Here is a 26,449-nt window from a genome sequence, read left to right as displayed (position 1 = left end):
ACATGAAAATCAGGCCCATGCGTGAGCGTGGGCATTTTGTTTGTGAACGAAAGTGCATGATTCTAATGGTGTGAAATTTGTTTCACACCAGAAACTGCCACAAACAGTGATAACTTACATTCTTGGAGCTGGTCCCGCCGGCCTTGCGGCAGGGTACTACATGACGCGAATTGGCTGTGCCGTAACGGTGCTCGAAGCCGAACGGGAATATGGCGGATTCGCTCGAACTTTTTGCCACGGTCCGTTCAGGTACGACACCGGGGCACACCGGTTTCATGACAAGGATGCCGAAATTACTGCAGACATTCAGGACTTGATGGGGAATGAGCTAATCAAGGTTCACGCACCCAGTCAAATATATTGGAACGGCCGCTACCTGGATTTCCCGCTCTCTCCGGTGAACGTGGCACGGCGAATCGGCATCGGGACATTCGTTCGAGCCGGGGCTGACTTTGCATTTGCGCGCCTGCGCAGATCGAAAAGAGATGAGTGGAATTTTGCCGCGAAGGCGTATCGCAAGTACGGCAAGACAATTGCGGACGCATTCCTGATAGGTTACTCGGAGAAATTGTGGGGGGTGCCGGCGCAAAAACTGATGCCGGAAGTCAGCGGAGGCAGGCTCAAAGGGTTAAGTGCACGAACGATGCTCTATGAACTCCTGCGGGGCAAGCAGGAGAAGACAGAACATCTTGACGGTTCGTTCTACTATCCGCGGCAAGGTTACGGTCAAATCGCGGAGCGGCTGGCTGCAAGCATCGGAAAGGAGAATATCCGGCTGTCGACTCGCGTGACAAAACTTCGGCACGACGGTACGACAATTCAATTGATAGAATGCGAAGGTCATGAGTCTGCACGGCCGAAGCGAGTAGTAAGTTCGCTTCCGCAATCGGTTCTGCTGCGACTGCTTGACCCGGCTCCGCCGCGGCAGCTGATTGAAATTGCGGAGGGCATGAAATTCCGAGATCTGATATTGACAGCGCTCTTCCTGAACCGAACTCAAGTTTCGCGAAACGCTTCAATCTACTTTCCATCCGAGGATGTTCCGTTTACGCGACTTTATGAGCCGAAGAATCGTTCAATCGAGCTTGCTCCGCCGAGTCAGACTTGTGCTGTCGTGGAAATCCCTTGTTTTGCTGACCAGCCAATCTGGGTTGAAAATGACACCGACCTTATCGGCAACGTAACCAGAGAGTTGGAAAGAGCCGGTTTGATTCGGGGCGACGACGTGATTGGAGGGAAAGTGCACAGGCTGCGGCGGGCCTATCCTGTGCTCGAAATCGGAATTCATGAGAAACTGGACGAGCTCCGGCGCTATCTGCAGCGCTTTGTGAATCTATATGTGGTGGGCAGGACAGGCCGGTTTGAATACACACATGTGCACGACCTGCTAAGGCAGGGAAAAGAACTCGCGAAGCTGATGCAGACTGAAGCAGCTACCGATCTGACTTTACAAAGAGTTCATAGCGGGTAAGGGTGATGGGATGGAGCTGAAAAACGAAGGGATTGACGTCCTTCTTTTCAGGAAAAGACTCTTGAAACGTCTGTTGACCTCGTGCTGAGAGCAGATTACGAAACTCGGCGTCAAGCGAATCTGTTCTCGAGTATTTAGCGGACACAAACCACACTGTACCTGAATCAGGCAATGATTTTGACAAGTCCGAAACCGTTCGCGGCAGTGCGATGTTTTGCCTGTCAATTTCGAGATAATATCTGAGCGGATGCTCAGCATAGAACGGGAACACGACTAGTCGGTTGCCCGCTTTGAATTCAGAGGAGAGCATCGAAACGGTCTGTCGCCACGGGTCTTTGTCGAGCTTCGTGTACAGATTGTAAAGCGGTAGCAGTGTGAATCCAAGGATAAGGCCGGCAGTGATGAACTGCAGCGGCCTTTTTTGTTGGGCAACAGTCCATCCTGCAAATGCGAGGACTCCAAGCAGCGCTGGCTGAGAATAACGCGGTGAATAGACAGGCACAAGTTGTGACACCAGCCAAGGCACAACCACAAAGCTGGTCAGCAGTGCGGCGGGAAAGAGCATCTGTCTCAATCGCTTTCGGTTTGCTGCGATTCCGACCAATACGATAGCGAGCACAGTCCATTCAAGAGGCTGCCAAAAGAAATACTCTTCAGTCGTCTCGGCGAACATGTTCAGTGTCGGCCGAGTCAGCCATCCCCCGGCTATTCCGGGATTCGAGATCTTGCGTACAAAAGTACCCGCAAACACTGCCGCCATCGGCAGGTACGCTGCAAGGATCCACACGGCCGGCCGTCTCATTGCTCGAAGCGCATCACGGCTCAGAGGGCCAAGCAAGATGAGTTGCGACAGAATGACAAAGGGGCCGTACGGATGAGAATACAAAGCACCTATTGTTGTCAGTACGTATCCGATCTTGGACAGGCGGCTCGGTTCACTTGCACACTTGAGAAGAAAGAAGTGCGACAGAGCAATCAACCATAGCCAGAACGCGTATGGCCGGGCCTCCTGTGAGAAGTAGATCAGGAAGGGGTTGGACGCGGCGAATAAAGCGGTCAAGAACGCGGCGCGTGAGTCGGCAATTCGTCTGACAATAAGCCACAAGGCATGCACGGCAAGTGTACCGAACACGACTGAGGGAAGGCGCAGCGCAAACTCGGAGGTTCCAAACAAAACTGTCCAGACTCTCATTAGTATTGGATAAGCGGGTCCCTGTCGATGACTATCCCAATCGGTCAGGAGGCTTCGAAAACCATTGCCAATGCGAAAATTCATCAACGCTTCATCCAGCCACAGGCTTTCGGAGCTCAAGGTGTATAACCGCAATAGAAACGCGCCGATCAGTAAGAAACTGACGGCGCGTTCTTCATTTGAAAGATATCTACGAATCACATCAGTAACCGCGCAGATTACCGCCGTTATTTCGCTCTATCTTAACATCACGTAGCTGGGGAGACTTAAGCCCGATTCTCAGATAATAACCGGGACTGTATCCGAGTGGAGACCAGTTCAAACTTGCCTCCCAGCAATGAAGGTCCCGCGTGATGGTAACACCGGCATTTTGCGGGAGCTTTCTTTCAAGGTCAAAGTAGTAATTAACAGTTGCAGACCAGCGTGGCGTCAACTGAGCGTCGAAATTTGAACCCAGCGTCGAAGTCTTCGACTGAGTGAGATAGTTGACCGCGTGCCGCAAGTTGAATCTCATACGGATTGGCATGTCAAAAAAGGTGCGCATATCCTCGGATTGGGCTTCAGGCAACGGAGGAAGGTCTGGGCCTCTGTCCTCTAAAGCGCGGCTGGCATTCAGAGGGAGGTCGGATTCAGTGTTCATCGTGTCAATTGGAGCCTCTTGCATCGGCGCGGTCCGGAAACTGAACAGGTCACCGAAGCGTTCAGCACCAATTGAAAAATCCACACTTCCGCTCGCACTCAGGAGTTCTATCGGGGCGTACCACTTCGCATCGTCGCGTTCCCAAAAAAACTCATCAATCTTGCGCGAATTCGAGTGCTGATAAAGCGAATGCACGGTGGATAGATCAAGGCCGACGCCTTCGATCGGACCAACAAGTCTTCCCGGCAGGCTCGTGCGGAAACTGGAACTTAGGTCGTTCCATTTCAGAGAATCCCGTTTGAAATCGACACCGGTCGAAAAATTCGCGCTTAGGAGGTCAAACTTCTTCTCCGTTCCTGCCTCGGCGTCGCCATGCTTCATTTGGAACAGATTACCGAGAGAGAAAGACATGGCTTGCGACAATCCTTCGGGTGTTCCGCCGACCACGCCGCTTTGATCCGCGGCTCGAAAGCGGTCATATCTCAGTTCACGTCCATTATCCAATTTCGCGGATTCAAAGTATCCCCATGCTTCATCAGCGAAGTCCGGTCGATAACGAAACGACACGGTTGGAGTCATCACGTGCCTAAATTGTGCGCGGATGCCAAACGGATGTCTCGCCATGCCATATAGCTTTGTCGAAGCTGAAGCTCCAATGTCAAATGTCGTGCGGGTGAAAAACCCTTCTTCGTCGGCCCGGCTGAACGTGTCCCCATCAGGGACGTATCTGACGGTTTTGCGGGTCCAAACATGCTGCCAGTCCAGGGAAGGATTCAGATTTAAATAGCGCAGCAGTCGTGCGGTGGCGGATAGCCCACCTTGGTGACCAAGTCCATCGCGCTGACGGACGATGCTGCTGTCTGTTCCGTAAATCGTGGTATAGCGGTCGAGATCGGTCGAATCAGGTCTGAGACCGATCTCAACCGGAAATTTCGGATAATTGAAGTCGTTTGAGTAGGATGCTGAATATGTCCACGTAAAAACACGATACCACGGCTCGACAGTCTCTTTAGGTGCCGATGCAAATCGAACTCCGCGCGGCGCTTTCCGGGCGGGGAAGAGGCGACCTTGTTTGTGTGTGAATCGCACGGCAGGAGCGTTCGCGCTCCATGTCTTGCGCTCGATATTTTGAGTGAAGCTGGCGTTAACGCTGGCGCTCCACGGAGAATTCATCCACGATTTTGACAATGTCGCGTTGGATCTCACGGATTGGTTCAGCTGGTCATTTACGGAGCCGATATCGCGTCTGTAGCTTGCATCCGACACATAAGATCCGCTCAAGCCGAAGCGAGTTGTCTGGTCAATTGTCTGAGTATGGTTTGCGGCGACTTGCCAGCGGCGGGTTCTCGCATTGCCGCTGCGCTGCAGGTCAAAGTCATAATCCACATTACCGTTGATCCGATATCTCTTTGCATAACGGAATCCGGCACCTCCCAACATACCTTTTTCTTCATAGTAATCGAAAGTTCCAAGGATATCCATGTAGTCGGACATTGCCCAGTAGTATCCGATATTGCGCAGGAACCGGCCGTTCGCTGCTGATTCACCGAAAACCGGAGTGATGAAGCCGCTGGTGCGTCCTTTCTGAATGGGAAACACTCCGTAGGGCAGAGCCAGTACGGGCACATCGGCGAAATATAGATAAACGGGTTTCGCGACAACACGTTCACCGACTTCAATCTTCAGAATGTCAGCACCGAAATGATAATGCGGTGTGTCAAGCTCACATGTCGTGAACTCACCATGCCGCACGCTTAATACATCGTCTGACAATCGTTTGAACTGTTCGCCGTAGTAAGAACCGTCTTGATAGACGGTCCTGCCGCCTTTGACGCGGCCGATCTTGCTTTTCAGATTGTACGCAATTTCGTCGCCGGTGAATTCTTCAGATCCTTGTTTGAAATGCGGCTTGCCGACTTCAATGACAGTATCGACGACCGCCATTGTGCTGTCGGTGTAGAGCGTATCCATCCGTGACGTAGCGATCATCGTCTGCTCATCCCAGTTCAGAGAAATCCGTTCCGCCGTGAGCACCATATCTTTGTACTCGATACGCGCGTTGCCTTCAAGAACCGTGGAGCGCGTTAGGATGTCAAAGTCAATTGCATCGGCGCTGTATGTTATTACCGTATCAACGCCGTCGTTGCGAACAGACACAGCTGTGTCTGGAAGAGTCTCTTGAGCAATCAGGAGCCCGGCTGCGAACGTGAACAGGAGAACAAGAAATGCCACGGGCTTTAGCGGTCGGCAAGCTCCGCCAGAAACTTAACGCGCCAAACTTCACCCGGACCAAGGCGGAGCTCCCATGAATAGAGAGTGGCGACAGATTGAAATACGCGTTCAAACCCGCCCTCGGACAGTGATACGCTTTCAATGGGGGTCCGCCACAATCGCGCCGGCACGCTGTTCTCAATTCGGACAGCCAGACCCTCGTGTTCATCTGCAAAGTGAACATTTGAAACGTTATGATGTTCCATTGTTTCACGCAACGGACGTTTGACGAAATCCGTACCCGGAATTGTAAAGCTATGCTTCCCGGAATTCGGTGCCATAAGAGCGAAGTTCCACTCCACACCAAACGGTCCGTGCATCTCGTGCGTAGAGAGATTGCTGACCGAGTAGTCAACCGATACTTCCGCCCGGGCAGAGGCGACTCGAACAGTCTTTGTAACGCGGACCGGCAAGGTACCGAGTTTGCCCGTTCTTGACAGCGTGACCCCGTCTGGAAACATTTCAAGCAGCTCATACTCACCGAGAAGAAAATCGCCGTAATCTGCCAAGACTCCGCTGCGGAACTGGTCGATTGTGCCGTCAAAACCGTGAAAATGGTCCAACAGTGATTGTCGCGGCCATTTGTCATTAGTGACGAGATTCTCGAGTCCCTCTTCCTTCTTCAAGACAAGGTCGTGAATGGACTCGACGGCAGAGTCATCTTCCGGGTCGGCGACAGTAGCGCGGGCGACATCGGAATGATAGGGCTCTTCCCGGCGCGTCAGAGTATTGAGAACATTATATCCGCGGGGTCGAAAATCCCATTCGAACAGCGATCCGCCTTTATGAGGGGCGAGATACGCGTTCATGTATGCATTTTCAATCAAAAACTCGCTACGGCCGTCCATATCATGATCGACTTGATGCACTTCCGTCCACTTCCGGCCACGGTGAAGCAAGTTGTCAATTGTGAATTCCCCCTGAATCAGCTCTTTCCAGACAGCGTGACGCAAATGCGGCAAGTACAATCCACCGAACACGCCGTGCCAATACGGGCAATTACATTGGCCTCGCAGCACCTGAGTCTGATACTCTGGATTGGACTTGCGATTCGACAGCGAATGAAACTTGCGGGAAACTCGCAGCATTTTCTTCTGCAGATAATTCGCCTCCGGGTACTTTCTCATGAATCCACGCCAAAAACCTCCTTGCACAAACGGCCGGACTTGCGGCCAGTCTTCGCGCTCCTTTAGCTCATGGACGAAATGCACGAATTTCTTGCGTGCAGCAGTCGGAAGAGTCCATTCCCCCATTTCAAAGTAGGAACCTGTCGGCAAGTATGTGCGCCCAAGCGGCTTTATCCTGTCGCGAGCCTCTGCCATTGTCAAGAGTTCAACTGTGTCGCTGTGGTCTGCCAAGGCCTGAAAGAACCTCTTCAACCACCCGTCTTCATAAATCGGCCTGTACGTGCGCGGCCAGAGTCCGAACTTTTCACCGTCGTCGCCCATCAGAAACAGCGAATCAGGACGTCCGTCTGATTGCTCAAAGATGTAATCAAAAGTTGCTTCCGGTTCCCGGAACGGAATTGCATATCGCAGCGCTTGATGATTCGGGAACATTGCCAGCGGACCATTGTGTGATTCTGTGATGTAGTACCCGTTCAGCTCTTCAGGCAAATGTCCAGCGGCGAGAAACAGGTCGTCATCCATAGATATGTACTCTACACCGGCTTCCACAAGCAGTCCGGCGAAATGCGGTTCCCAAACCCGCTCAGGCAGCCATGCGCCACGGGGTTTTGCACCGAATCTCTTCATCAAATAGGCGTTCATGCGGTCGAAGTGTTCAATCGCATCTTCGCGCGGAATGGCCGCGAGCACCGGCTCATAGAATGCACCGCCGATTAATTCTATTTGTCCGCGGTCGTGGAGCTTCCCGATCAAATCGAGATATTCCTTTAGATTCTTCTCGCACCACTCAAGCAAGCAGCCTGAAGTATGCAGACTAAGACGGATTTGTGGGAAATCAATCAGAGTTTGAAGAAATGGTTTATAGCTCTTTTCATAGGCCTCGGCAATCACATGGTCGAAGTTGCCGATGGGCTGATGATTATGCAGTTCTAAGCAAAGATAGACTTTTGACACGAGTAAGCGGAGTTAAGTGAGAAATTGCGGCAGGGGAATAGTTACTCGGGGTAGATATAAACGACTCGGTTCAGGATGACTTCTTGGCCGTCGGCAAGAGTGTCAACAAGCGCGTAGGAAAAATCGGCGCGTTCTTCGACCGAAGGAGAATAGCCGGCACACTCAACGCGATAGTAGATGGTCACATCTTCCGTAATCTTGTCCCAAACCTTGACAAAGTTGTTTGAATTGCGGCATGCCGCATCGCGATCTTCGGTTTCATCTCGATACTTCCATTTCACATGTGCGCATTCCGGAATTTCCCTGTTAGGGAATGCTCCGTCACGAACGGTCACATTCAGGATCCAAACCGGTCCGACCTGTTCGTCATCATCTTTCTTGTCACACCCGATCACAATTAGTGAAAGCACCAGTGAGCAAAGCACCGCGCGTACCATGCTGGACTCCATTATAAAGACTGTTCAAACCAAAGTGCGGCTGCACCGAGCATCCCGGCATAGTAGCCGAGTTGGCCGGGCAGAATTTTCAGAAGCTCCGTATGCGGCGGAAGCGCACGTTTCCGTAAATGGTATTTGAAACGATCGAAGAAGTACTCGGCCTGGTGAGTCGTCCCGCCGCCGATGATGATAGCTTCCGGATTTAGCAGGTGGACCCATGTTGCGGCCGCTTCAGACAGCTGCCGGGCGAGAATATCGTGAATCTCCCTTGCTCGCGGTTCACCTTGTGCGGCCAGCTCAGTAATCCGGCGGGGTGTCGGAAATTCACCGGTCTTGAAGCGTTCATCCACAAGCCGGTCGAACGCAGTCCGTCCGACAAATGCCTCTACGACACCTTGGCGGTCGAGAATCGCAGGTCCTTCTGGAGCGATAATTGTGAACCCCATTTCTCCGGCAGCGCCGCGCGCACCGCGATAGAGTTTGCCGTCAATGAAAATCGCGCCGCCTAATCCTGTGCCCATGGCACACGCGGCGAAATGCTTGAAGTTGCGTGCGGCACCCCAGCGATGTTCTCCTACGGCAAAGTTGTTTACGTCATTATCCATGACTGCCGGAACGCCGATGGCCTCAGAAATCTTCTGGCGAATAGGTTTCCCCAGCCAATCGTTGAAATTGGGTGCCCACAGAACCGTTTGCATGGACTCATCGACAACTCCGGGTGCGCCAATTCCGGCTCCTTCAGGTCGTGCAGCGTGCTTTTCGCAAAGTGATTTCACAACGACGTGAAGAGCGCTGACCACAGCGCTCAAGTCACGCGGCCTCGGAGTCGGAGTGGTTTCCTTGTCAATCAGTTTTCCGGTTTCGGTGACCAGGCCAACTTTCAAATTGGTGCCGCCGATATCAATGCCGAGAGCGAGCCGTGTAGAGTTCATTCAGGAAGGCCGTCGCTCTCAAAGCGCAGCCGGTATTTGTTATCGTCTTCAACAACCAATGTAATCAGCTTCGGCGAGTCACCGGGCTCAAACTTGAATTGCCCTGAGATTGCACCGCTGGGAGTGGGTACGTAAATCTGGCATGTAAATACTTCCTTCAATCCCGTCGCGGCAAGCCAGACACGATTATTGGCAAAATCGTAGTCCACGTAGAGTTCACCTTCGGCAAACGGCACCCTTGCCCTCGTGCGGCCCCATCCCTGTGGAAGCCGCGGATCAAACGTAATGCTTCGTTTTCTCCATTGGGGTCGAATTCCGAGGTAAGCCTCGACAACTGTCTCAACTTCCGCGGCTGCCGAATTCACCGGTTCGTCGCCGAAGAGTGGCTGTGGAAAAACGCCCGGATGGAAAATATCAAGCATGGTTCGCTGGGTTATGTCCCAGTGATCAGAGAGCCGGGTCCTGACATTTTCCGAAAACCGGTAGCGCAACCGATCCATTTCCAAAGGCCATGGTAGATTGGCGACTGCATGCCAATCCGGACTGACTTCAGTTAGCCATCCCAAGCTCCCTCTGCCTGCTATTCTCAATATGGCAACCGTATCCGGTGCGACAAAAATCTCCTTTACTTTTGACTTCGCCGTTGAATCGCCGCCGACGAAAGTCTCGTAAAGTGCAAGTGTGTCTTTACGTTGTGCGGAGTTTTCTCTTCTCCACAATCGTACTCGGCGCTTCAACTCATCTTGCGCGTCGTCCAGCGCCGTCACGGCCTGCTCACGATACACCTTGCGAATGTTTGCGCGGTCAGTGGCAAGGTTTTCCTCTGCGAATGTCCACAGCGTGGCCTCGCGCAGTCGGTCTTCTATAGTTGCGCCACGCTCGATCTCCCGCGAGGTTGTGTCAATACGGCTCATGGCCGCATCGAGCAGCGGTTCTTTCGCCAGCAGCTCGTTCCCGTCAACCGTTCCCCAATCATACATCGCTTGATAGGCGGCCAATCCGTAGGTGAGCAAATGAACCTGTTCATTTGGCTCCGACATCCGTGCCAGATACTGCGGTGAAAACTCGGCGTGTACTAACCATTGTGCCCGTGTCAATTCCGCCGCGTGTTCAAGTTCCGAAGCAGGTTCAGGTATTACTTCGTGAACCGGCGGAATTGAAGCAATCAGAAAAGCGAGCGCCTGATCATTGGAAATCAGTTCAGTATCAATGTCCAGACCGCGCTCACCCCGACGGCTCGGCAGCGGCGACCAATGAAGCGTAAAACTGCGGTGTCGTGTGCTTCCGAAATCAACTTCAGCCGCGATTTCAGACGATGAGCGCGGCAGCGGCGTAAAGTCATTCGCTGCCTGAAGCTTCCAATGGTCGCCCCACGGCAGTGCGATGTCCATGCCAGTCTTGGTCGCAGTCCATGTCTCTTCCAAGGCCGCAAGTCCTCGCTGTTTCACACCGGTAACGTCGATGCCGACTCTTGCCTTGACATTGAGACTTGCATCTCCGGTAAACCTGCACTCTATACTGCAGCCATCCTCCGCGGCAAGTACGACAATACTGACTCCAAGACCCATATTGGCCATCGACAGGCCATTGACCAGCCTCACAGGAGACGAAAACAGGATGGGTCTGTCACTGTTGCCAGTGTACCAATCAAGATGAATCAGCTTCCTGTCGGGAGTCAGAATTCTAAGCCGCCCTTCGTTTTCGCCGACATCAGACAAAGGCAGGAAATCCCAGCCGCGAATCAGGCTGACTCCTATCCCGGAATCGGGCAGAACGATGGTTAACTCTTGTTTGCCATGCAAATAAGGGTTCAACTGCTGTAGCGCCGGTTCACCGCAGCCTCCCCAGAGATAACAGCTGAAAATCAGTAGAAGCAGATGCAGATGCTGTTTTTGCATAGATTTAGAAGATACAAAACGAGCTAAACAGGTGCAAGAACAATATGCCTCCTCCGTCATCACCGGAAATTCGCAATTTGGTTGGCGGATGCTTATATTTTCAAGAGTTGCTGGAACAACGGCTGTCAGCTTGAGGTTCAAGGTGAACATGCCGGCAAGGAATACTCCTCCCGGATTTCAAATCAATCAGACTATATGACCAAAACTCCTCCAAACCCCGATAAGATTCGGGAAGAAATCGGCGAGTTCCTCAAGGAGCGCTATGGCGAAAATGTTGCCGTCGCCGACTACGATCTTAACGTACCCCACGAGGGAACAGAGACAAAGCCGCGGGGATCAAGTCTAGACGGAATAGATTTCAGCCTCCGGCCGACAGAACTTGAAGCCTACCTGAAGCAATATGTCGTTCATCAGGACGAAGCGGTAGAGATACTGGCGACGAAGATTTGTACACACTTTCATCGCCGCAAATGGGAAATTGAGCACCCGTCCGATGAACCCTCGGTTGGCCGTATCAAATCCAACATACTGATGATTGGTCCGACAGGCGTCGGTAAGACATATATCGTCAAGCTCATTGCCGAGAAGCTTGGCGTGCCTTTCGTAAAGGGAGATGCAACGAAATTCTCAGAAACAGGTTACGTGGGCGGCGATGTGGATGACCTCGTTCGCGACCTTGTCCGCGAGGCTGGAGGAGACATTTCGTTGGCCGAATTTGGCATTATCTATGTGGACGAGATAGACAAGATTGCCGCGGCTGGAAACATGGTCGGACCGGACGTTTCTCGCACGGGAGTACAACGTGCGTTGTTGAAGCTCATGGAAGACACAGACGTGGACATGCGGACACCGCACGATCTTGCCAGCCAGATGGAAGCAGTCATGGAAACACAGAGGCGTGGCAAAGCAGTGCGCAAGAAAGTCTCGACCAAAAACATGCTGTTTATCATGTCTGGAGCGTTTGCTGGTCTTCCCGATATTATACGTCGCAGGCTTGCGAAAGGTACGATGGGATTTTCCCGTGCGACGGAGATTCCCACGGCCGATGCTGAACTGATTCGGCGCGCAAACACGACGGACTTGATGCAGTACGGATTTGAATCCGAATTCGTCGGGCGGTTGCCGGTTGTGGCGCAGCTGACCGACTTGAGCGAGGAAGCTCTCTACGACGTCCTGCGCAATCCGCACTCGGCGGTTATACAAGGCAAGAAGCGCGACTTCGCGGCCTATGGAATAGAGCTCGATTTCAACGATGAAGCTTTGCGTGAAATAGCGCGTCGTGCGCACGCCTTGGGAATAGGGGCTCGGGGATTGACCTCAATCGTTGAACGAGCACTCATTAAATTTGAGAAGCTGCTGCCTTCCTCGACTATCCGCAAGTTGATGGTAACGGTAGACCTCATTGAGAATCCGCAACGAAATGCCGAGGATTTGCTGATAACAGATGCCGTGAACACATTCCAACGGAGTTTTCTGGAGAAACATGGCTTGATACTTGAGATTCCGCCGGCTTCCCAGCAGTGGATTCGAAACCATCTTGATAAGGATCCTGTCCAGCTTGTGTTCAAATTGCAGCAGATGTTCACCAACTACGAATACGGATTGAAGCTTGCAGGTCGACAGAATCTCGAGGTGACGCCTGAAGTTTTGGCCGCTCCCGAACAGTATCTTGATGCCATGATCAAGAAAGCATATGTGGAACGTGGCGAAGGGTAATCTGCGCGGATTTCGACAAATATGTCTGGAAAGCCTCAAGCACTGGCTTGGGGCTTTTGCTTGGCAAGGAAGGTTGCTATTGCGCTTTGCGGTTTACCTCGCTATCTTGCTGCGGGTCCCTGTTGCGGCGAGAAAAGAGGTGTCCAATGAAGCCGTTGCCGGTCTTGGAAAAATCGCAAGTCACGACCGAAGTTCTGAAGAAGTGGCCGCTGGAATACATTCGCCATTTGCATGTTGAAATGGGACAGCAATGCAATGTCAGGTGTTCCATGTGCTATCAGGTGGACTTTTCTCCCGCGACAAGATTGCCTGATGTTGTCTGGAAAGAACATCTTGCCCCGGCATACGGCCACTTGTCGAGCTTGACAATGCAAGGTGGAGAACCGACCGTCTTGCCAAATTGCAGGGATCTCCTGCAGAATATTGTCAAGAATCATCCTCAGATTTCGCTGGATACTGTGACCAACGGTGTTCAATGGAAAGGTCTCTGGGAGGACGCGTTTCTAGCGCAGGGCAGTTGCGTGAATTTCAGTTTGAACGCGATTTCGCGCGAGCTTTACGAAAACATTGTCCAGTTTGGCCGGTACGACGAAGTCGTTGGTAATATAGACAGAATGGTACACCGAAAGCGGCAAACGTCGTCGCAAGTAATTCTTCGGACGAGCACCGTTGTTCTTGCGGAGACGATACACGAATTGCCGCGATTCATCGAATGGTCGGCAGAGCACGGGCTCGACCAGGTTATCTTTCACACGGACACTGTTCTTTCCGCAAAGCCGGGTGACGGCAAGCGGGTTCAAGGCTTCATTGGAGAAGCCTATGAAATGGCCGAGCGCCATCCTGAAATCAACGTACTTTCCCTCAACGAATTTGACTGGTTCTATTCAGTCTCGCATCGAATTGACCCTGTTCGGCCACGAGCGTTATTCTCCCGCCCAAGAGGGGCATGTCCGTTGGCTTTTGACACGCTGTTTGTTTCTTACACCGGACTTGCGCGACCCTGTTGCAAGTCTTGGTTTCGCTTTGGAAATCTGAAAGCGAAGCCGGTGGAGGAGGTCTGGAATAGCCGGGCGGCCATGCTGTTTCGGTCGCGGATGCTTAGTGGAGACTTCCGCGATTGCACGACCGTCTGCGATCTTAACACACACCCCATTAATCAGGGATACTCCGATGCCCGGCGGTTCTACTGGCTTGTGAAATCTGAACCTCGACAGGTAAGGGCAAAGGTCGCGCGAAAGCTCGGGTTGACCAGTGCTCAGCACAACTAGTCCGTTCCGAACAAAAATTAGTGTCTCCGCTGAACTGACTGAAATACCGCCGGATTGCATCCGGCGTTTTCATTAGCTAAATTCTGTCATGTCCTTGATCAGCCACTCGCCGCTGGCCGAACGAATGCGCCCGCAGTCGTTCGACGAATATGTCGGGCAGGAACACCTGCTCGGGGAGGGGGCGCTCCTTACACGTCTAGTGAAGTCGGGCTCGATTCCCAGCCTGATTTTCTGGGGAGATCCCGGAACAGGCAAGACGACGCTGGCCCGGCTCCTGGCCAAGACGCTCGACTACGTATTCGTTCAGGTTTCTGCTGTGGCGACAGGTGTGCCGGAGCTAAGAAAGCAGCTGGAGGCCGCAACTCTCCGCCGAAAGGGCGGCCAACGTACTCTCCTGTTTGTGGACGAAATTCACCGCTGGTCAAAGTCCCAGCAGGATGCCCTGCTTCATGCCGTTGAGGACGGAACGGTAACGCTCCTCGGAGCCACGACCGAAAACCCGTCCTTTGAAGTTATTTCGCCTCTCTTGTCCCGAGCCCGAGTTTTGCGCTTGAATCCGCTTTCAGCGGACCATCTCAGGGAACTACTTAACCGTGCATTGAGTAAGGATGAGGAGCTTAGGGGGGAAAACATCGATATTGATGAAGAGGGAGTTGCCGCACTGCTGACCCTTTCCGGAGGCGACGCTCGCACACTATTTAATTCTCTTGAACTTGCGAGCCAAATCGCAACGCCTGTGGACGGTCGCAAGCTCATTGACCGTGTCCTGCTTGAAAAAGCGGTTCTGAGGCGCCTTCCTCGGTACGACAAGGCGGGCGACCGGCATTACGATACCATCTCCGCTTTTATAAAATCGGTACGTGCAAGTGACCCGGATGCGGCGCTCTATTACATGGCGCGGATGCTGGAGGCTGGTGAAGACCCGTTGTTTATAGCGCGAAGATTAATTATCTTAGCAAGCGAAGATATTGGCAATGCCAATCCCAACGGGCTGGTTCTTGCGACATCCTGCTTCCAGGCGGTTCATGCGATCGGGATGCCAGAGGCTCGTATTGTCTTGTCACAGTGTGCGACCTACCTTGCCTGTTCGCCCAAGTCGAATGCCGCCTATGTGGGGATTGACAAGGCGCTTGAGGCGGTTCGGCAGGAAAGCAGTCCGGCTGCGGTTCCCATACATTTGCGCAATCCTGTCACTGGACTCATGAAGCGCGAGGGGTACGGCCAAGGTTACATATATCCTCATGACCGGCCGGGACACTTTGTCGAGACTGACAATCTTCCCCAAGAGCATCGCGACACAAATTTTTATGAGCCGAGTGACCAGGGCCGCGAACAGGAGTTATCCGAACGGCTGACGCGCTGGTGGTCACGGCGGCGAAAGCCTTAACGTTACTTTATGGATTCCCACGAAATACTTTCACAGTTCGATTTCTACCGCAATGCCTCAGGTGCGCTTCAGAAGGAAGTGCTTGCGCGCGCGCAATATGCCGTACTCGAGGGAGGAGTGGAAGTCTATCGTGAGGGCGAGACCTGCCAACGCATCGCATTTGTCGGTGACGGCAGCATTCGCGTGTTCAAGCGCCATGACGGTGGCCGTGAGATTACCTTGTATCATGTTCGGCAGGCGGAATCCTGTATTTTAACCACGTCTTGTGTCTTAACAGGCAAACGCTACCCCGCAACCGCGGTTGTGGAAGCCGAGCATGCGGTGGAGGCTGTGGTGCTTCCTCCTGAGCACTTTCACCGCTGGGTGCATGAGCATCAGGTGTTCAGGGATTACGTTTTTACGATGATGAGTCAGCGAATGTCGGACATGATGTCGCTGATTGAGGAGATTACGTTTGGCAAAATGGACAATCGGATAGCGCACTTCCTGATTGAAAAATTCACCGGTGAAGGAACATTCTTGCGAAGCATCCATATCACACACGAGCAGATTGCCGACGAACTTGGCACGGCCCGTGAAGTTGTGAGCCGGCTGCTCAAAGAGTTCGAAAAAGCGGGTGCACTGGAGCTCGGTCGTGGTCGCGTGCGCATGACCAACGAACGGCTTTTGCGTGCATTTGCGGGAGAGTTGGCATAGTGTTTTTCCATCCTTGCAGGTACCTAAAAGGAGCTGAGAATGAACAAGCTGCAAATTCTCTCTATTTTCGATGTGTTCAATAACGCATCTCCGGCGCTCAGGCAGGCCATGCTCGACGAAGCACGAGTCATGGAGATTGCCGCCGGCGCCCGCGTCTTTAACGAAGGTGACGCCTGTCAGGTTGTTCCGTTCATTGGGTCGGGCGGTGTGAGGGTCTTCAAGCACAATGGCGGCCGACGTGAAGTCACCCTCTATCACGTTTCCGCGGGCGACAGTTGTGTGATGACGACATCGTGTGTGGTGAATCATCAGAACTATCCGGCCAGTGCTGATGCGACGCCCGGCGGTCCTCTGATATTTGTCTACTACACACCGCAGCAGATGCGAGAGTGGATAGAGACCTTTCCGGAGATGCGGGCTCATGTGAACGCAATGATGCACAAGCGAATGGTGCATTTACTGGGCTTGATCGAGGAACTCACGTTTACGCGCATGGACAGGCGCATTGCATCATTTTTGCTGCAAAAGTTCACCGGTTCGGGTTTTTCGCAAAGTCTTGAAATTACCCATGGACAGATTGCCGATGAACTTGGGTCTGCACGCGAAGTCGTGAGCAGATTGCTGAAAGAGCTCGAAAAATCCGGCGCGGTTGAGCTGGGAAGAGGCCGCGTGCGCATGACCAATGAAAACATGCTCCGCGTTTATGCAGGCCAATCGTCCCGATATGTGAGTTCGTCACGGTTTTCGGATTAGCGGCTGAGTAAGTTTACTCAGTCGCTTTTTATTTATCCGTAAATTGAACTGAGGAGATTCAGGTATGAAAGTCAACGTAGGTTCCGCGGACAAGACGATTCGCATTATTGTAGGTCTTGGCCTGATTGCCTGGGGCATCTTTGGCAAAACTTGGTGGGGCGCCTTGGGAATAATCCCCCTGGCTACCGCGCTGATGGGCTGGTGTCCGCTTTATACCATGTGCGGCGCGAACACTTGCTCGACCAAACCGGCCAAATAACGAAACGCTCACATACGGATTAACCTTGAATCCGGGTTGATTGGCGGCCTCCATTTAGTCCAGGGAGGCCGTTTTCATTTGTTAAGTTACTTGATTTGCACACTTGCTGCGCAAGAAAACATCGCAAATGATGCATAGAATGCACTCATTTTTTGAAACGAATATATACATATAAGAATAAAAATTATATATTTACAAAAAAGTATGCACGTAGCACGACTTTTGCAGTAAGTTGACCCGTGTCTTGGTGGGCACAGTCCTCCCGGGTAATCCAAGCAGGAGGTCAACATGAATCGGTTCGTTTTAGTTCTTTTGACGTTCGCGGTGGTGAACTCGGCTGTTCTCGCCTCGGCTACCAAGCCAATGCGAAATGTAAAGCCGGTTGATGGCCGTGAAACCCCCGCCTTCGAGCACATTCCAGATCCTTCAACGTATGGTCCCCACCGCGATGCGTTGGATGATTTGGTCGGCACAGCGTATGTTGCCGGAAACACGTGGTACGATTATCAGCATAATGGTACCTCAGGGAAAATGATCGGTGTCGACGAACTCGGGTTTGTACATGTCGTGTGGATGCGAGCGGAAGACGCAAGCTTCAACGACAGACACGCCTATTACAATGTCTGGGATCCAGCAACAGAGTCCTTTACGATTGAACAGGGCCAAGCCGACGGTTCAACTCGAGGCGGATATGTCTCCCTTGCCGTGAAGCCCAACGGTTTTGCCTTTCCTGGCTTTCATCAGGAGATTGTCCAAAATGGTACTGCGCATACCGCCGCGAGCTTTGACCTTGTTGCGCGGGCCGGCGCGATGACGGGATCGGAGCCAACCTATCTCTTCGAGAACAATGAGGAGATGGAGATTATCTGGCCAAAGACCGCGATGGATAGACACGGCAAGCTCCATTTGGTGTCAACGGAGAACCCGGCCAGCGGACAGGCTGGCGATCCGCAGCGTATCTACTATTCCCGCGGAGTTCCACAATTTGACGGAGACTTCTGTGTGGACATTCTCTGGGAACCCGTTTCGGGTGGTGCGCACTTCCGAGAAATGGATACCGTCATGGTCATCGCACCTGACATTGCCTGTTCACGCTACACAGATCGCGTTGTAATTGCCTGGACAAAGAGCCGGGACACGCTTGACAACAATCCGACTCAGTACAATAATGATGTCGTTTACTCGATTTCTGAAGACGGCGGACTCAACTGGGCACCGGAAATCAACGTAACGAACTTCGCTTATCCGGATTGGGATTGCGCCTCCGGTGATACGCTGCAATGCGATGCCGATACATTCCGCGCCTACACGGACTGTTCGGTCCTGTTGGACGAGGACGACGACGTGCACATTGCCTTCATGACAACGCACTACTATTCGCTTGAAGGTACGATCTCGCGATACTCGTCGCAAATCTGGCATTGGGGCAGCGACTCGGGTTACGTCTCACCAATTTTCGCGGTTGATGCCACCTATGGTGATACGAACTGGGCGGCCGATCTGGGTGATTGGCAGTATGTGCTTCAGCGTCCAAACCTCGCGATTGACCCGATTACGAATCATCTCTATTGCTGTTTCGTTCTGGCCGATTCCGATAACTGGTCGAACATCGGCATCCCGATGCAGGATGTCTGGATTTCCAAATCATGGAATGAAGGCGTTGCTTGGACACAGGCTGTAAACGTTACGAACACCAATACGGGTCAATTCGTGGAAGTAGGCGAAAGTGCACACGAACGTGACGCGACGCTTGCCGAGACAGTCACGCAATACAATGGCGAAAGCTTCTTGCACCTGAGCTACATCTTCGACCGCGATGCGGGAGGGGCTGTCGGCGATAACCCGACCGGTTCGCCAACCGACAATCCGGTGCATTATCAGCGAATTAACATAAACGACATCCCGAACATGCCGCTCTGGCCAAATAACTCGCCAGTATTGCATGTGGACTCTACCGATATGCCGCCCCTCGTGACAAGTTCGGTGGATAACGGTCGACCGGGAGTTCCAAGCCAGTTCACGCTCCATCAGAATTACCCGAATCCGTTCAATCCGAGCACGACCATACAATTTGATCTTGCACAATCGGCTCGCGTGACCCTCAAGGTGTTTAACGTCCTCGGTGAAGAAGTCGCGACATTGTTAAACAGCTCGCCGCTTGAACCTGGTGTTCAAGCCGTGAACTTCGACGGCTCTTCGCTGGCTTCCGGCGTGTATTTATACCGTCTCGAAGTGAATGGGCTGATGCAATCCCGCAAAATGGTTTTGATGAAGTAGTTCCCAAGCAGGGAGCAGGCGACTTCTTATCTCCGGTCGCCAGTTTGTGAGGCCCGTGCCGCGGACCTCAGACATAGAGCGTGTGCGTACGCAAGCAGGTGTCGTAGCGTACACGCATTCGAAATCGGGCGAGGTCCAGCGGTGGCCTCGCCCGTTTTGCATTCATGCCGCAATGCACCGAAAACTCAGTTGACCCAACAATGTTCAACTTATGAACAACTATCAGAGTATTCAGAAATTGGCAATGTAGAGGTTTAATAAACGCTGTTCATTAAATGACCATTGATATTGCTTCACTTAGCTTCGAAATCTGTCCAAAACGTCCTTGCAGTTTCGCCTCGCTTGATGCACCTTATTAAAGTCGAATTCCAATAGAAAGGGTAGTACGCTCAACTTAGCAGGGAAATTCTAGGAAATCAGAAGGGTTCGCCTGCACGACTCAGATGGAAAGGAGGTTCGGATGAAAAATCCGAAATACATCACCCGCTTAAAGCAGGTGGCCGAGCTCTCCGAAGAGCAGAAAGACGAACTGCGAGTAGTCACAGAAAAATTCGTATTTCGCAGCAACGACTATTACCAGCAACTTATCGACTGGAACGATCCGGACGACCCGATAAAACAGCTAATTATGCCGAACATCCGCGAGATGGATGACTTCGGCAAACTTGACGCCTCAGGAGAACACAACTACACCCGAGTCCCGGGACTTGAGCACAAATATCCGTCCACGGCATTGCTTCTTTGCAGCGATGTTTGCGCCGGCTACTGCCGTTATTGCTTTCGCAAACGGCTGTTCATGAATGATAACGAAGAGGTTGTCAAGGACATCAAACCCGGCCTTGCCTATATTCGCCGTCATCCAGAGATTAGCAATGTACTCTTGACCGGCGGCGATCCGCTGATCCTCGCGACTCTGCGGCTCGAGGAGATTTTTGAGCAGTTGTTTGCGATCCCGCACGTTCGAATAGTACGGGTCGGCACCAAGTTGCCCGCCTTCAATCCCTATCGGATTCTGAATGACCCGAAACTGCTTGACCTTTTGGGCAAGTATCGGTCCCGTGACCGGCAGGTGTATATCATGGCACATTTTGATCATCCGCGCGAGTTGACAGTACCGGCAGTCGATGGACTGCGTGCTCTGCTGGATGCCGGTGCGTGCGTGGTGAATCAACACCCTATCATTCGCGGTGTGAACGACAGTACAGAGACACTCCGTGAGCTTTGGGACTCATTGTCATTCATCGGAGTTCCGCCCTACTACGTCTTCCAATGCCGTCCCACCGCCGGAAACGGGCCCTACGTGACTCCAATCGAACGCAACATGGCCATGATTGAGGCCGCTCGCGCACAGGCTTCCGGTTTGGCCAAGCGAGTCAGGTTTGTGATGTCACACATGACCGGCAAGATTGAACCTGTCGCCATGACGGCAAAACTAATTGTGTTCCGTTATCACAATGCCGCCGAGCCGCAGAATGAGGGCAGAGTGATGATTTTCGGACGGAATCCCGAAGCGTACTGGCTTGATGACTACAGAAACATTATCTCGACTCATGTCATGGCAGACGAGGTTTTGGCGGACTTGGCCGCCTGACCGCACCCCCTGAACTGCCGTTGGCGCCTGGCGGGCAGCAGACATGCTGCCCGCTTTTCTCTGTAAGTTGAGCATTCTCTTGCCTCTGGCTTCTCCCGCCAAGCGTCCTCGAATTCTTCTCAGCCTGTCTTAGGTTTGTTCCTAACTTCCTGTTATTTCGCTCTCTGAGAACTCTCTGTGTATGTGGCCAAACAGCGACCAACCCTTTCATTTATAGGTATTTGTTTGTACCTTTTAGATTGAAAAAGCCTAACTTGGAGAAACGGATTGCTTCGCCACTCACTCATCCTTTGTGCATGCTTGACGCTTCTCTGGGCTGTCAAGTCCCTCCATGCTGAAGTCCCGCGTTACATCAGTTTTCAAGGAGTTCTTACCGATGATGCCGGGGCACCTGTGCCGGACGGGGAATACCCGATTCTGTTCAGAATATTTGACTCTGAAAGCGGCGGCGGCGAGCCACTTTGGGTGGAAAGCCAGTTGGTCACGACGGTCAACGGAGTGTTTGACGTATTGCTGGGCACCTCCAGCGAGTTGAATCTTCTCTTTGATGAACCCTACTGGCTCGAAACAGTTACAACGGCAGGCACACTTGCGCCTCGAATTCAACTTGCGTCGACCGCCTATAGCTTGCGTTCCGCTTCTATCGATGATTCGGTCGCTGTGCGCAGCATTAACGGGTTACAGGACGACTTGACCCTCTCGACGGGCGAAGGGGTTGCGATAACAGTACACGGCGACACATTGACGATATCTGCCCCGTCCGTGCGCCTCTCTGGCGATGCTTCCGGTGCTACAACCGAACTGACAGCGAATTGGACAAGCTACGCGGAACTAAGCGCAACGGTAACGGCCAACGGGCCTGGTGTGATCGTCTGTGAGTCTGTGGTGCAGCTTCAGATTTCACATCTAAACGGTATCAACGACAGAGTCCAGTTATGTCACGCTCTTGAAGTGGATGCTGCCGGTACCGATGTGGCCTACTACAGCGTGCATAGCGTACCGGCTGAATTTCCCGCATTCACGAATCAGGAAATCACGATACCGGTGCAAACACTGCTTCAGGTGAGCGAAGCAGACGAATATACGGTGTATTTGAACGGCCGTGTCACACAGGGACAGGGCGGAGACAGGTTCTGGTATGCCAGCTTGACTGCAACGTTTTACCCCGATCATAGTGTTGATTCGCGTCCGTCACGAAGCGGAGCGTCCGTCAGTATCGAAAAGACTTTAGAATGAGATTACTGCTCACTATGGTGCTAATCGCGGTGGCTGCGTTCGCCGACCCGGCGGCGATTCCAATTTCGGTTTTAGGCGGCGGCGCAGCAGATGCACTGCATTCTTCGTCCGGCCTGAAGTTGCGCGGAACCGTCGGACAGTGCATCGCCAAGCGGATTACGGTAGACGGCAACTCAATTCGCAGCGGATATTGGCCGACTATGCGCGCGACGCTGTACGCTCCAGCCGGCAGAATTGACGAGTTGTTGCCTATGCAGATTGAGTTTCATGCCGCGTACCCAAATCCGTTCAACCCATCGACCAATATAAGCTTTTCACTGCCTCAGTCAGGAGAAGTCACGGTGGAGCTATTCGACATAACAGGCCGGTTGGTTGAAGTCATCGCCAAAGGTACTTTTGCCGCCGGCGTTCACCAGATGAATTGGTCTGCAAATGAATTGGCAAGCGGCAACTATTTTGCGCGAATGCGCGCAGCCGATGTAACCTTCACACAAAAACTGGTTCTCCTGAAATAAGTGAAAACGACACAACTTCGTGGTTCAATTGTACCCGTTCCCACACCGTTCCGAGACGGCAAAGTGGACGAAACCGCCTTACAGAACCTGATAAACTGGCAAATTGAAAGTGGCGCGCACGGCATTTCCGTGACGGGAACAACCGGCGAACCAAGCTCGTTGACTCAGGAAGAACGCATGCGTGTGCATGCTGTCGCCAAGGAAGTGATAGCGGGTCGCGTGCCCTTCATGCCCGGAACAGGCAGCAACAATTTCGCCGAAGGCGTGATGTATTCGAGAAACGCCGAAAAGATTGGCGCAGACGCATTGTTGTTGATTGCACCGTACTACAATCGCCCGTCACAGGAAGGCTTGATCAGGTATTTCACCAGTATCGCGTCACAGGTCGGTATTCCGGTGATTCTCTACAATATTCCAGGCCGCACCGCAGTGAACATCGAACCGGACACCGTCGCGCGTGTTGTTGAGAAATGCCCGAATGTGGTCGGAGTCAAGGAGTCCAACAAAGATTTCGAGCACATCAACCGGTTGTTGCACCGCATGGGCCGCGAATTTCTTGTCTATTCAGGAATCGAGTTACTTTGTTTCCCGATTCTTGCCATCGGCGGAGCAGGATTCTTAAGCGCCACCGCGAATCTGCTCCCGCGCGAAACTGCGAATGTGTATAATCTTGTCACGCAAGGCAAGTGGGAAGAGGCAAGAGAGCTGCACTATCACATGCTGCCGCTGAATGACGCCATCTTCTACGAAATAAACCCCGTACCCATCAAGACCGGATTAGGGTGGATGGGCAAAATTAGTTTCGAAGTTCGTTTGCCCCTGTGCGAAATGAGTCCCGCCAATCAGGAGCGCTTGCGCAGCGTGATGAAAAGTTACCATTTGATATAATGCCAAGTGGGCGGGTGGGTGAAGTGTTTAACCCCTCCAGAGCACGATCCCACCCGCTCCGCGGCTGTTTAACCCAGTTGCACCTTCGTACCTCAAACCTTCTACTAATCCTTGAAACTCGCACGCTGGGCCGCTAACGGCCAATTACATACGGGAGAATTCAAAGACAATCTCCTGATCTCGAAAGACGGAACCGAGCATCATTCGGATAGCGTTATCTGGCTTCCGCCCAACGAACCTAAGAAAGTCATCGGCATAGCGTTGAATTTTGCAGATCACGCAAAAGAGCTGAATCTCGCCAAACCCGAACTCCCGGCAATTTTCTTAAAACCACAGACGTCGCTTGTAGGCCACAAAGCCAATGTGTTGATGCCGCCTAAGAGCGAATACATGCACTACGAAGTAGAGCTGGTCGCGATTATTGGTCAAACCTGCCGCAACGTCAAATCCAAAGATGCGCTGGACTATGTGCAGGGCTACACGATTGGCAACGATGTGACCATACGTGATCACATCGGTCCCTATTTTCGCCCGCCGCTAATTGGCAAAGGCTGGGACACATTCGGCCCGATCGGACCTTGGATAGTAACCTCGGACGAATTCGGTTCACCGCATTATGTTGAACTGAAAACCTACGTTAACGACGAATTGCGCCAACACGGTTCGACAAAGGACCTCATTTATTCGCTCGAAGAAATGATCGAGTATTGCTCGATGATTATGACGCTCGAAGAAGGCGATCAAATCTGGACCGGCACTCCCGCCGGTCTTTCGCATGTTTTCCCAGGCGATACGATGCGACTGGAGGTACAGGGCATCGGCGCACTGGAAAACAAAGTTGTGCAGGGAAATCAGGTTATTTCACCGATTCTTGGCAAGTAATATATGCTGCACGCTCCCGGGAAATGGTTCGAACGCAAGTTCAAACTCGGTCTGCCAAATGAAATGCTGCCGATGATCGTTGAGCGGCTGCGTGGTACGCCGGCTCGTCTTGAAGAGCGCTTGCACGATGTATCCCACCGCCGTTTGATTGCCAAGCCGGGCGGCGAATGGTCGGTTCAGGAACACGCCGGACATCTGCTCGACTTGGAAGAACTGTGGAACGGTCGTATTCTGGATTTTCGCCTTGGCACGGCGGCGCTGCGTCCAGCCGACTTGCAGAACTCCAAGACACACAATGCAAATCACAACGAGCACGAACTCAAACGAATTCTGCTCGATTTTCGTACTGCGCGCGCACATCTTGTGCATTCCATTGAACAATGCGACGACGAGCTGCTCAATCGTTCGGCGCTGCATCCGCGCCTGCACCAGCCCATGCGCATAGTTGACCACGCCTTTTTTGTCGCCGAGCATGATGACCATCATCTCGCCGTTATCTCGCATCTATTGCATCGCCACGATTAACCGACACATGCATCACGTCCAACACTATATAAATAACACTTTCGTGCCGTCGCACGGCGGTGAGACATTTGAAATACTAACTCCGCTGACCAACACTGTTATCGGTCACTGTGCCTCCGGTCAGGCTGCTGATATTGACTCGGCCGCGAAGGCCGCGCGCAATGCGTTTGACAGCGGTATTTGGTCCAAAATGAAAGTCAAGGACCGCGCGAAGAAGATTCGCACGATTGGCGACTTGATATTGAAGCACGCCAATACCGTCGCCGAACTTGAAATTGAAGACACCGGCATTCCTCGCGCGCAAATCACCAAGGGGGCAATTCCCCGCGCTGCCGATAATTTCTATTTCTTCGCCGATCAATTGGAAGCACTGCGCGGTGACGCGTACACCGTCAATGACGAGTGGTTGAATTACGTGATCTACCGTCCGGTCGGAGTGGCCGGGCTGATTACGCCGTGGAACACACCTTTCATGCTGGAAACTTGGAAAGTCGCTCCAGCCCTGGCAAGCGGCTGCACAGTCGTGCTGAAGCCCGCTGAATGGTCACCGCTTTCCGCTTCACAACTCTGTAAGATTATGCAGGAAGCAGATCTTCCTCCCGGCGTCTTTAATTGTGTGCACGGCTACGGTGAAACTGCAGGTGCGCCCTTGGTCGCGCACCACATGGTGAATTTGATTTCCTTCACTGGTGAAACCACTACCGGACAAGTTATCATCAAGAACGGCGCCGATACGCTGAAGCGCTACTCGATGGAGCTCGGCGGTAAGTCTCCCAACATTGTCTTCGATGACGTGGACATGGAGCGCGCGATTGACGGAGCATTGTGGCAGGTCTATTCTCTGAATGGCGAGCGCTGTACGGCTGCTTCCAGACTACTATTGCAGGAATCCATTCACGACAAGTTTGTCGAAAGACTCGCTGACCGTGTTCGCAGGATTAAGGTAGGCGATCCCAACGACATGAGCACTGAAGTCGGTCCGCTGATTCATTCCGAGCACTGGGAGCGAGTGCGCGGCTTCATGGATGTGGCACGCAAAGACGGAGCAACGGTTCTCGTCGGCGGTGACAGACCGGCCGGATTTGAGAAAGGCAACTATTTCGCGCCCACGCTCATCACGAACGCGACCAACAACATGCGCATCGCGCAGGAAGAAGTCTTTGGCCCCGTGTTGACCGTGATGAAATTCAAAGATGAGCACGATGCCATCCGCCAAGCCAACGACATCCGCTACGGCCTCGCGGGTTACGTCTGGACCAACGACATCGAGCGCGCACACCGCGTCGCTGCCTCGCTCGAATGCGGCATGGTTTGGATTAACGCACAAAACGTCCGCGACCTCCGCTTGCCCTTCGGCGGCTCAAAATGGTCCGGCATCGGCAGAGAAGGCGGCGAACTCTCCTTCAAGGAATTTTTCATGGAAGCCAAGAGTGTGCACGTGCCGCTGAGGGCCGCGCACGTGCCAAGACTGGGAGCTGAATAGTAGCATTGATTCATTTCTCAATCTGTTCGTTGACATGCCAAAAATTGAGGA

Annotated in this window: 21 protein-coding genes; 15 read left to right on the top strand and 6 right to left on the bottom strand. The window is 52.7% G+C overall.

All coding sequences use genetic code 11. From position 1 onward, the window contains the following. The first annotated feature begins 106 nt into the window (after positions 1-106). On the top strand, positions 107-1,471 hold the full coding sequence (locus HUU59_08925) for an FAD-dependent oxidoreductase (GenBank protein NUO19555.1): 1,365 nt from the start codon (positions 107-109) through the stop codon (positions 1,469-1,471). On the opposite strand, the gene HUU59_08920 is transcribed toward HUU59_08925, so the two are convergent. From HUU59_08920 to HUU59_08895, 6 genes are read right to left on the bottom strand one after another with little or no spacing between them, the layout of a single operon-like run. Further along, complete coding sequence (locus tag HUU59_08920; GenBank protein NUO19554.1) at positions 1,434-2,864, bottom strand: glycosyltransferase family 39 protein; 1,431 nt, start codon at positions 2,862-2,864, stop codon at positions 1,434-1,436. The genes HUU59_08925 and HUU59_08920 overlap by 38 nt on opposite strands. A gap of 1 nt (position 2,865) precedes the next feature. Then, a complete protein-coding gene (locus tag HUU59_08915; protein NUO19553.1) occupies positions 2,866-5,535 on the bottom strand; it encodes an LPS-assembly protein LptD in 2,670 nt (889 codons plus the stop codon). A 5-nt stretch (positions 5,536-5,540) separates the two neighbouring features. Then, entirely contained in the window at positions 5,541-7,655 is a 2,115-nt protein-coding gene (locus tag HUU59_08910; GenBank protein NUO19552.1) for a DUF1926 domain-containing protein, read from the bottom strand. Positions 7,656-7,696: 41 nt separating this feature from the next. Continuing rightward, positions 7,697-8,092 (bottom strand): hypothetical protein, encoded by a 396-nt coding sequence (locus tag HUU59_08905; protein ID NUO19551.1) that lies wholly within the window; start codon positions 8,090-8,092, stop codon positions 7,697-7,699. An 11-nt stretch (positions 8,093-8,103) separates the two neighbouring features. Further along, a complete protein-coding gene (locus tag HUU59_08900; protein NUO19550.1) occupies positions 8,104-9,024 on the bottom strand; it encodes an ROK family protein in 921 nt (306 codons plus the stop codon). Beyond that, the gene (locus HUU59_08895; protein ID NUO19549.1) at positions 9,021-10,922 is read right to left on the bottom strand and encodes a hypothetical protein; all 1,902 of its coding nucleotides are present in this window, start codon (positions 10,920-10,922) and stop codon (positions 9,021-9,023) included. Before HUU59_08895 ends, HUU59_08900 begins: the two co-directional genes overlap by 4 nt. An 81-nt stretch (positions 10,923-11,003) precedes the next feature. On the opposite strand from HUU59_08895, the gene HUU59_08890 reads away from it, so the two are divergent. The 14 genes from HUU59_08890 to hpaE all read left to right on the top strand — a co-directional run bounded on the left by HUU59_08890 (position 11,004) and on the right by hpaE (position 26,398). Further along, positions 11,004-12,638 carry an AAA family ATPase gene (locus HUU59_08890; GenBank protein NUO19548.1) on the top strand — a complete coding sequence of 545 codons (1,635 nt, stop codon included), beginning with the start codon at positions 11,004-11,006 and terminating at the stop codon, positions 12,636-12,638. Between the two features lie 146 nt (positions 12,639-12,784). Beyond that, entirely contained in the window at positions 12,785-13,906 is a 1,122-nt protein-coding gene (locus HUU59_08885) for an SPASM domain-containing protein (protein ID NUO19547.1), read from the top strand. A gap of 88 nt (positions 13,907-13,994) precedes the next feature. Further along, complete coding sequence (locus HUU59_08880; protein ID NUO19546.1) at positions 13,995-15,293, top strand: replication-associated recombination protein A; 1,299 nt, start codon at positions 13,995-13,997, stop codon at positions 15,291-15,293. Between the two features lie 9 nt (positions 15,294-15,302). Then, positions 15,303-15,989, top strand: a complete 687-nt coding sequence (locus HUU59_08875) for a Crp/Fnr family transcriptional regulator (GenBank protein ID NUO19545.1) — start codon at positions 15,303-15,305, stop codon at positions 15,987-15,989. A gap of 39 nt (positions 15,990-16,028) precedes the next feature. Further along, positions 16,029-16,742: a Crp/Fnr family transcriptional regulator gene (locus tag HUU59_08870; protein ID NUO19544.1), complete on the top strand. Its 714-nt coding sequence runs from the start codon at positions 16,029-16,031 to the stop codon at positions 16,740-16,742. Positions 16,743-16,806: 64 nt separating this feature from the next. Beyond that, on the top strand, positions 16,807-17,001 hold the full coding sequence (locus HUU59_08865; protein ID NUO19543.1) for a DUF2892 domain-containing protein: 195 nt from the start codon (positions 16,807-16,809) through the stop codon (positions 16,999-17,001). A gap of 288 nt (positions 17,002-17,289) precedes the next feature. Beyond that, positions 17,290-19,278 (top strand): T9SS type A sorting domain-containing protein, encoded by a 1,989-nt coding sequence (locus HUU59_08860; GenBank protein NUO19542.1) that lies wholly within the window; start codon positions 17,290-17,292, stop codon positions 19,276-19,278. Positions 19,279-19,738: 460 nt separating this feature from the next. Then, the gene (locus tag HUU59_08855; GenBank protein ID NUO19541.1) at positions 19,739-20,869 is read left to right on the top strand and encodes a KamA family radical SAM protein; all 1,131 of its coding nucleotides are present in this window, start codon (positions 19,739-19,741) and stop codon (positions 20,867-20,869) included. A gap of 267 nt (positions 20,870-21,136) precedes the next feature. Beyond that, the gene (locus tag HUU59_08850) at positions 21,137-22,105 is read left to right on the top strand and encodes a hypothetical protein (protein NUO19540.1); all 969 of its coding nucleotides are present in this window, start codon (positions 21,137-21,139) and stop codon (positions 22,103-22,105) included. After that, the gene (locus tag HUU59_08845) at positions 22,102-22,620 is read left to right on the top strand and encodes a T9SS type A sorting domain-containing protein (GenBank protein ID NUO19539.1); all 519 of its coding nucleotides are present in this window, start codon (positions 22,102-22,104) and stop codon (positions 22,618-22,620) included. The genes HUU59_08850 and HUU59_08845 overlap by 4 nt, the downstream gene beginning before the upstream one ends. Then, positions 22,621-23,508, top strand: a complete 888-nt coding sequence (locus HUU59_08840) for a 4-hydroxy-tetrahydrodipicolinate synthase (protein ID NUO19538.1) — start codon at positions 22,621-22,623, stop codon at positions 23,506-23,508. 111 nt (positions 23,509-23,619) lie between these two features. Continuing rightward, positions 23,620-24,390, top strand: coding sequence for a fumarylacetoacetate hydrolase family protein (locus HUU59_08835; protein ID NUO19537.1), 771 nt, complete (start codon positions 23,620-23,622; stop codon positions 24,388-24,390). Between the two features lie 3 nt (positions 24,391-24,393). Beyond that, complete coding sequence (locus HUU59_08830) at positions 24,394-24,915, top strand: DinB family protein (protein NUO19536.1); 522 nt, start codon at positions 24,394-24,396, stop codon at positions 24,913-24,915. A 7-nt stretch (positions 24,916-24,922) separates the two neighbouring features. Then, a complete protein-coding gene (gene hpaE, locus HUU59_08825) occupies positions 24,923-26,398 on the top strand; it encodes a 5-carboxymethyl-2-hydroxymuconate semialdehyde dehydrogenase (protein NUO19535.1) in 1,476 nt (491 codons plus the stop codon). The last annotated feature ends 51 nt before the right edge of the window (positions 26,399-26,449 follow it).

This window comes from bacterium (genome assembly GCA_013360195.1).
Taxonomy (GTDB): Bacteria; Electryoneota; RPQS01; order RPQS01; family RPQS01; genus JABWCQ01.
The sequence above is the reverse complement of the archived record's forward strand: the minus strand, read 5'-3'. Positions and strand labels throughout refer to the sequence as shown.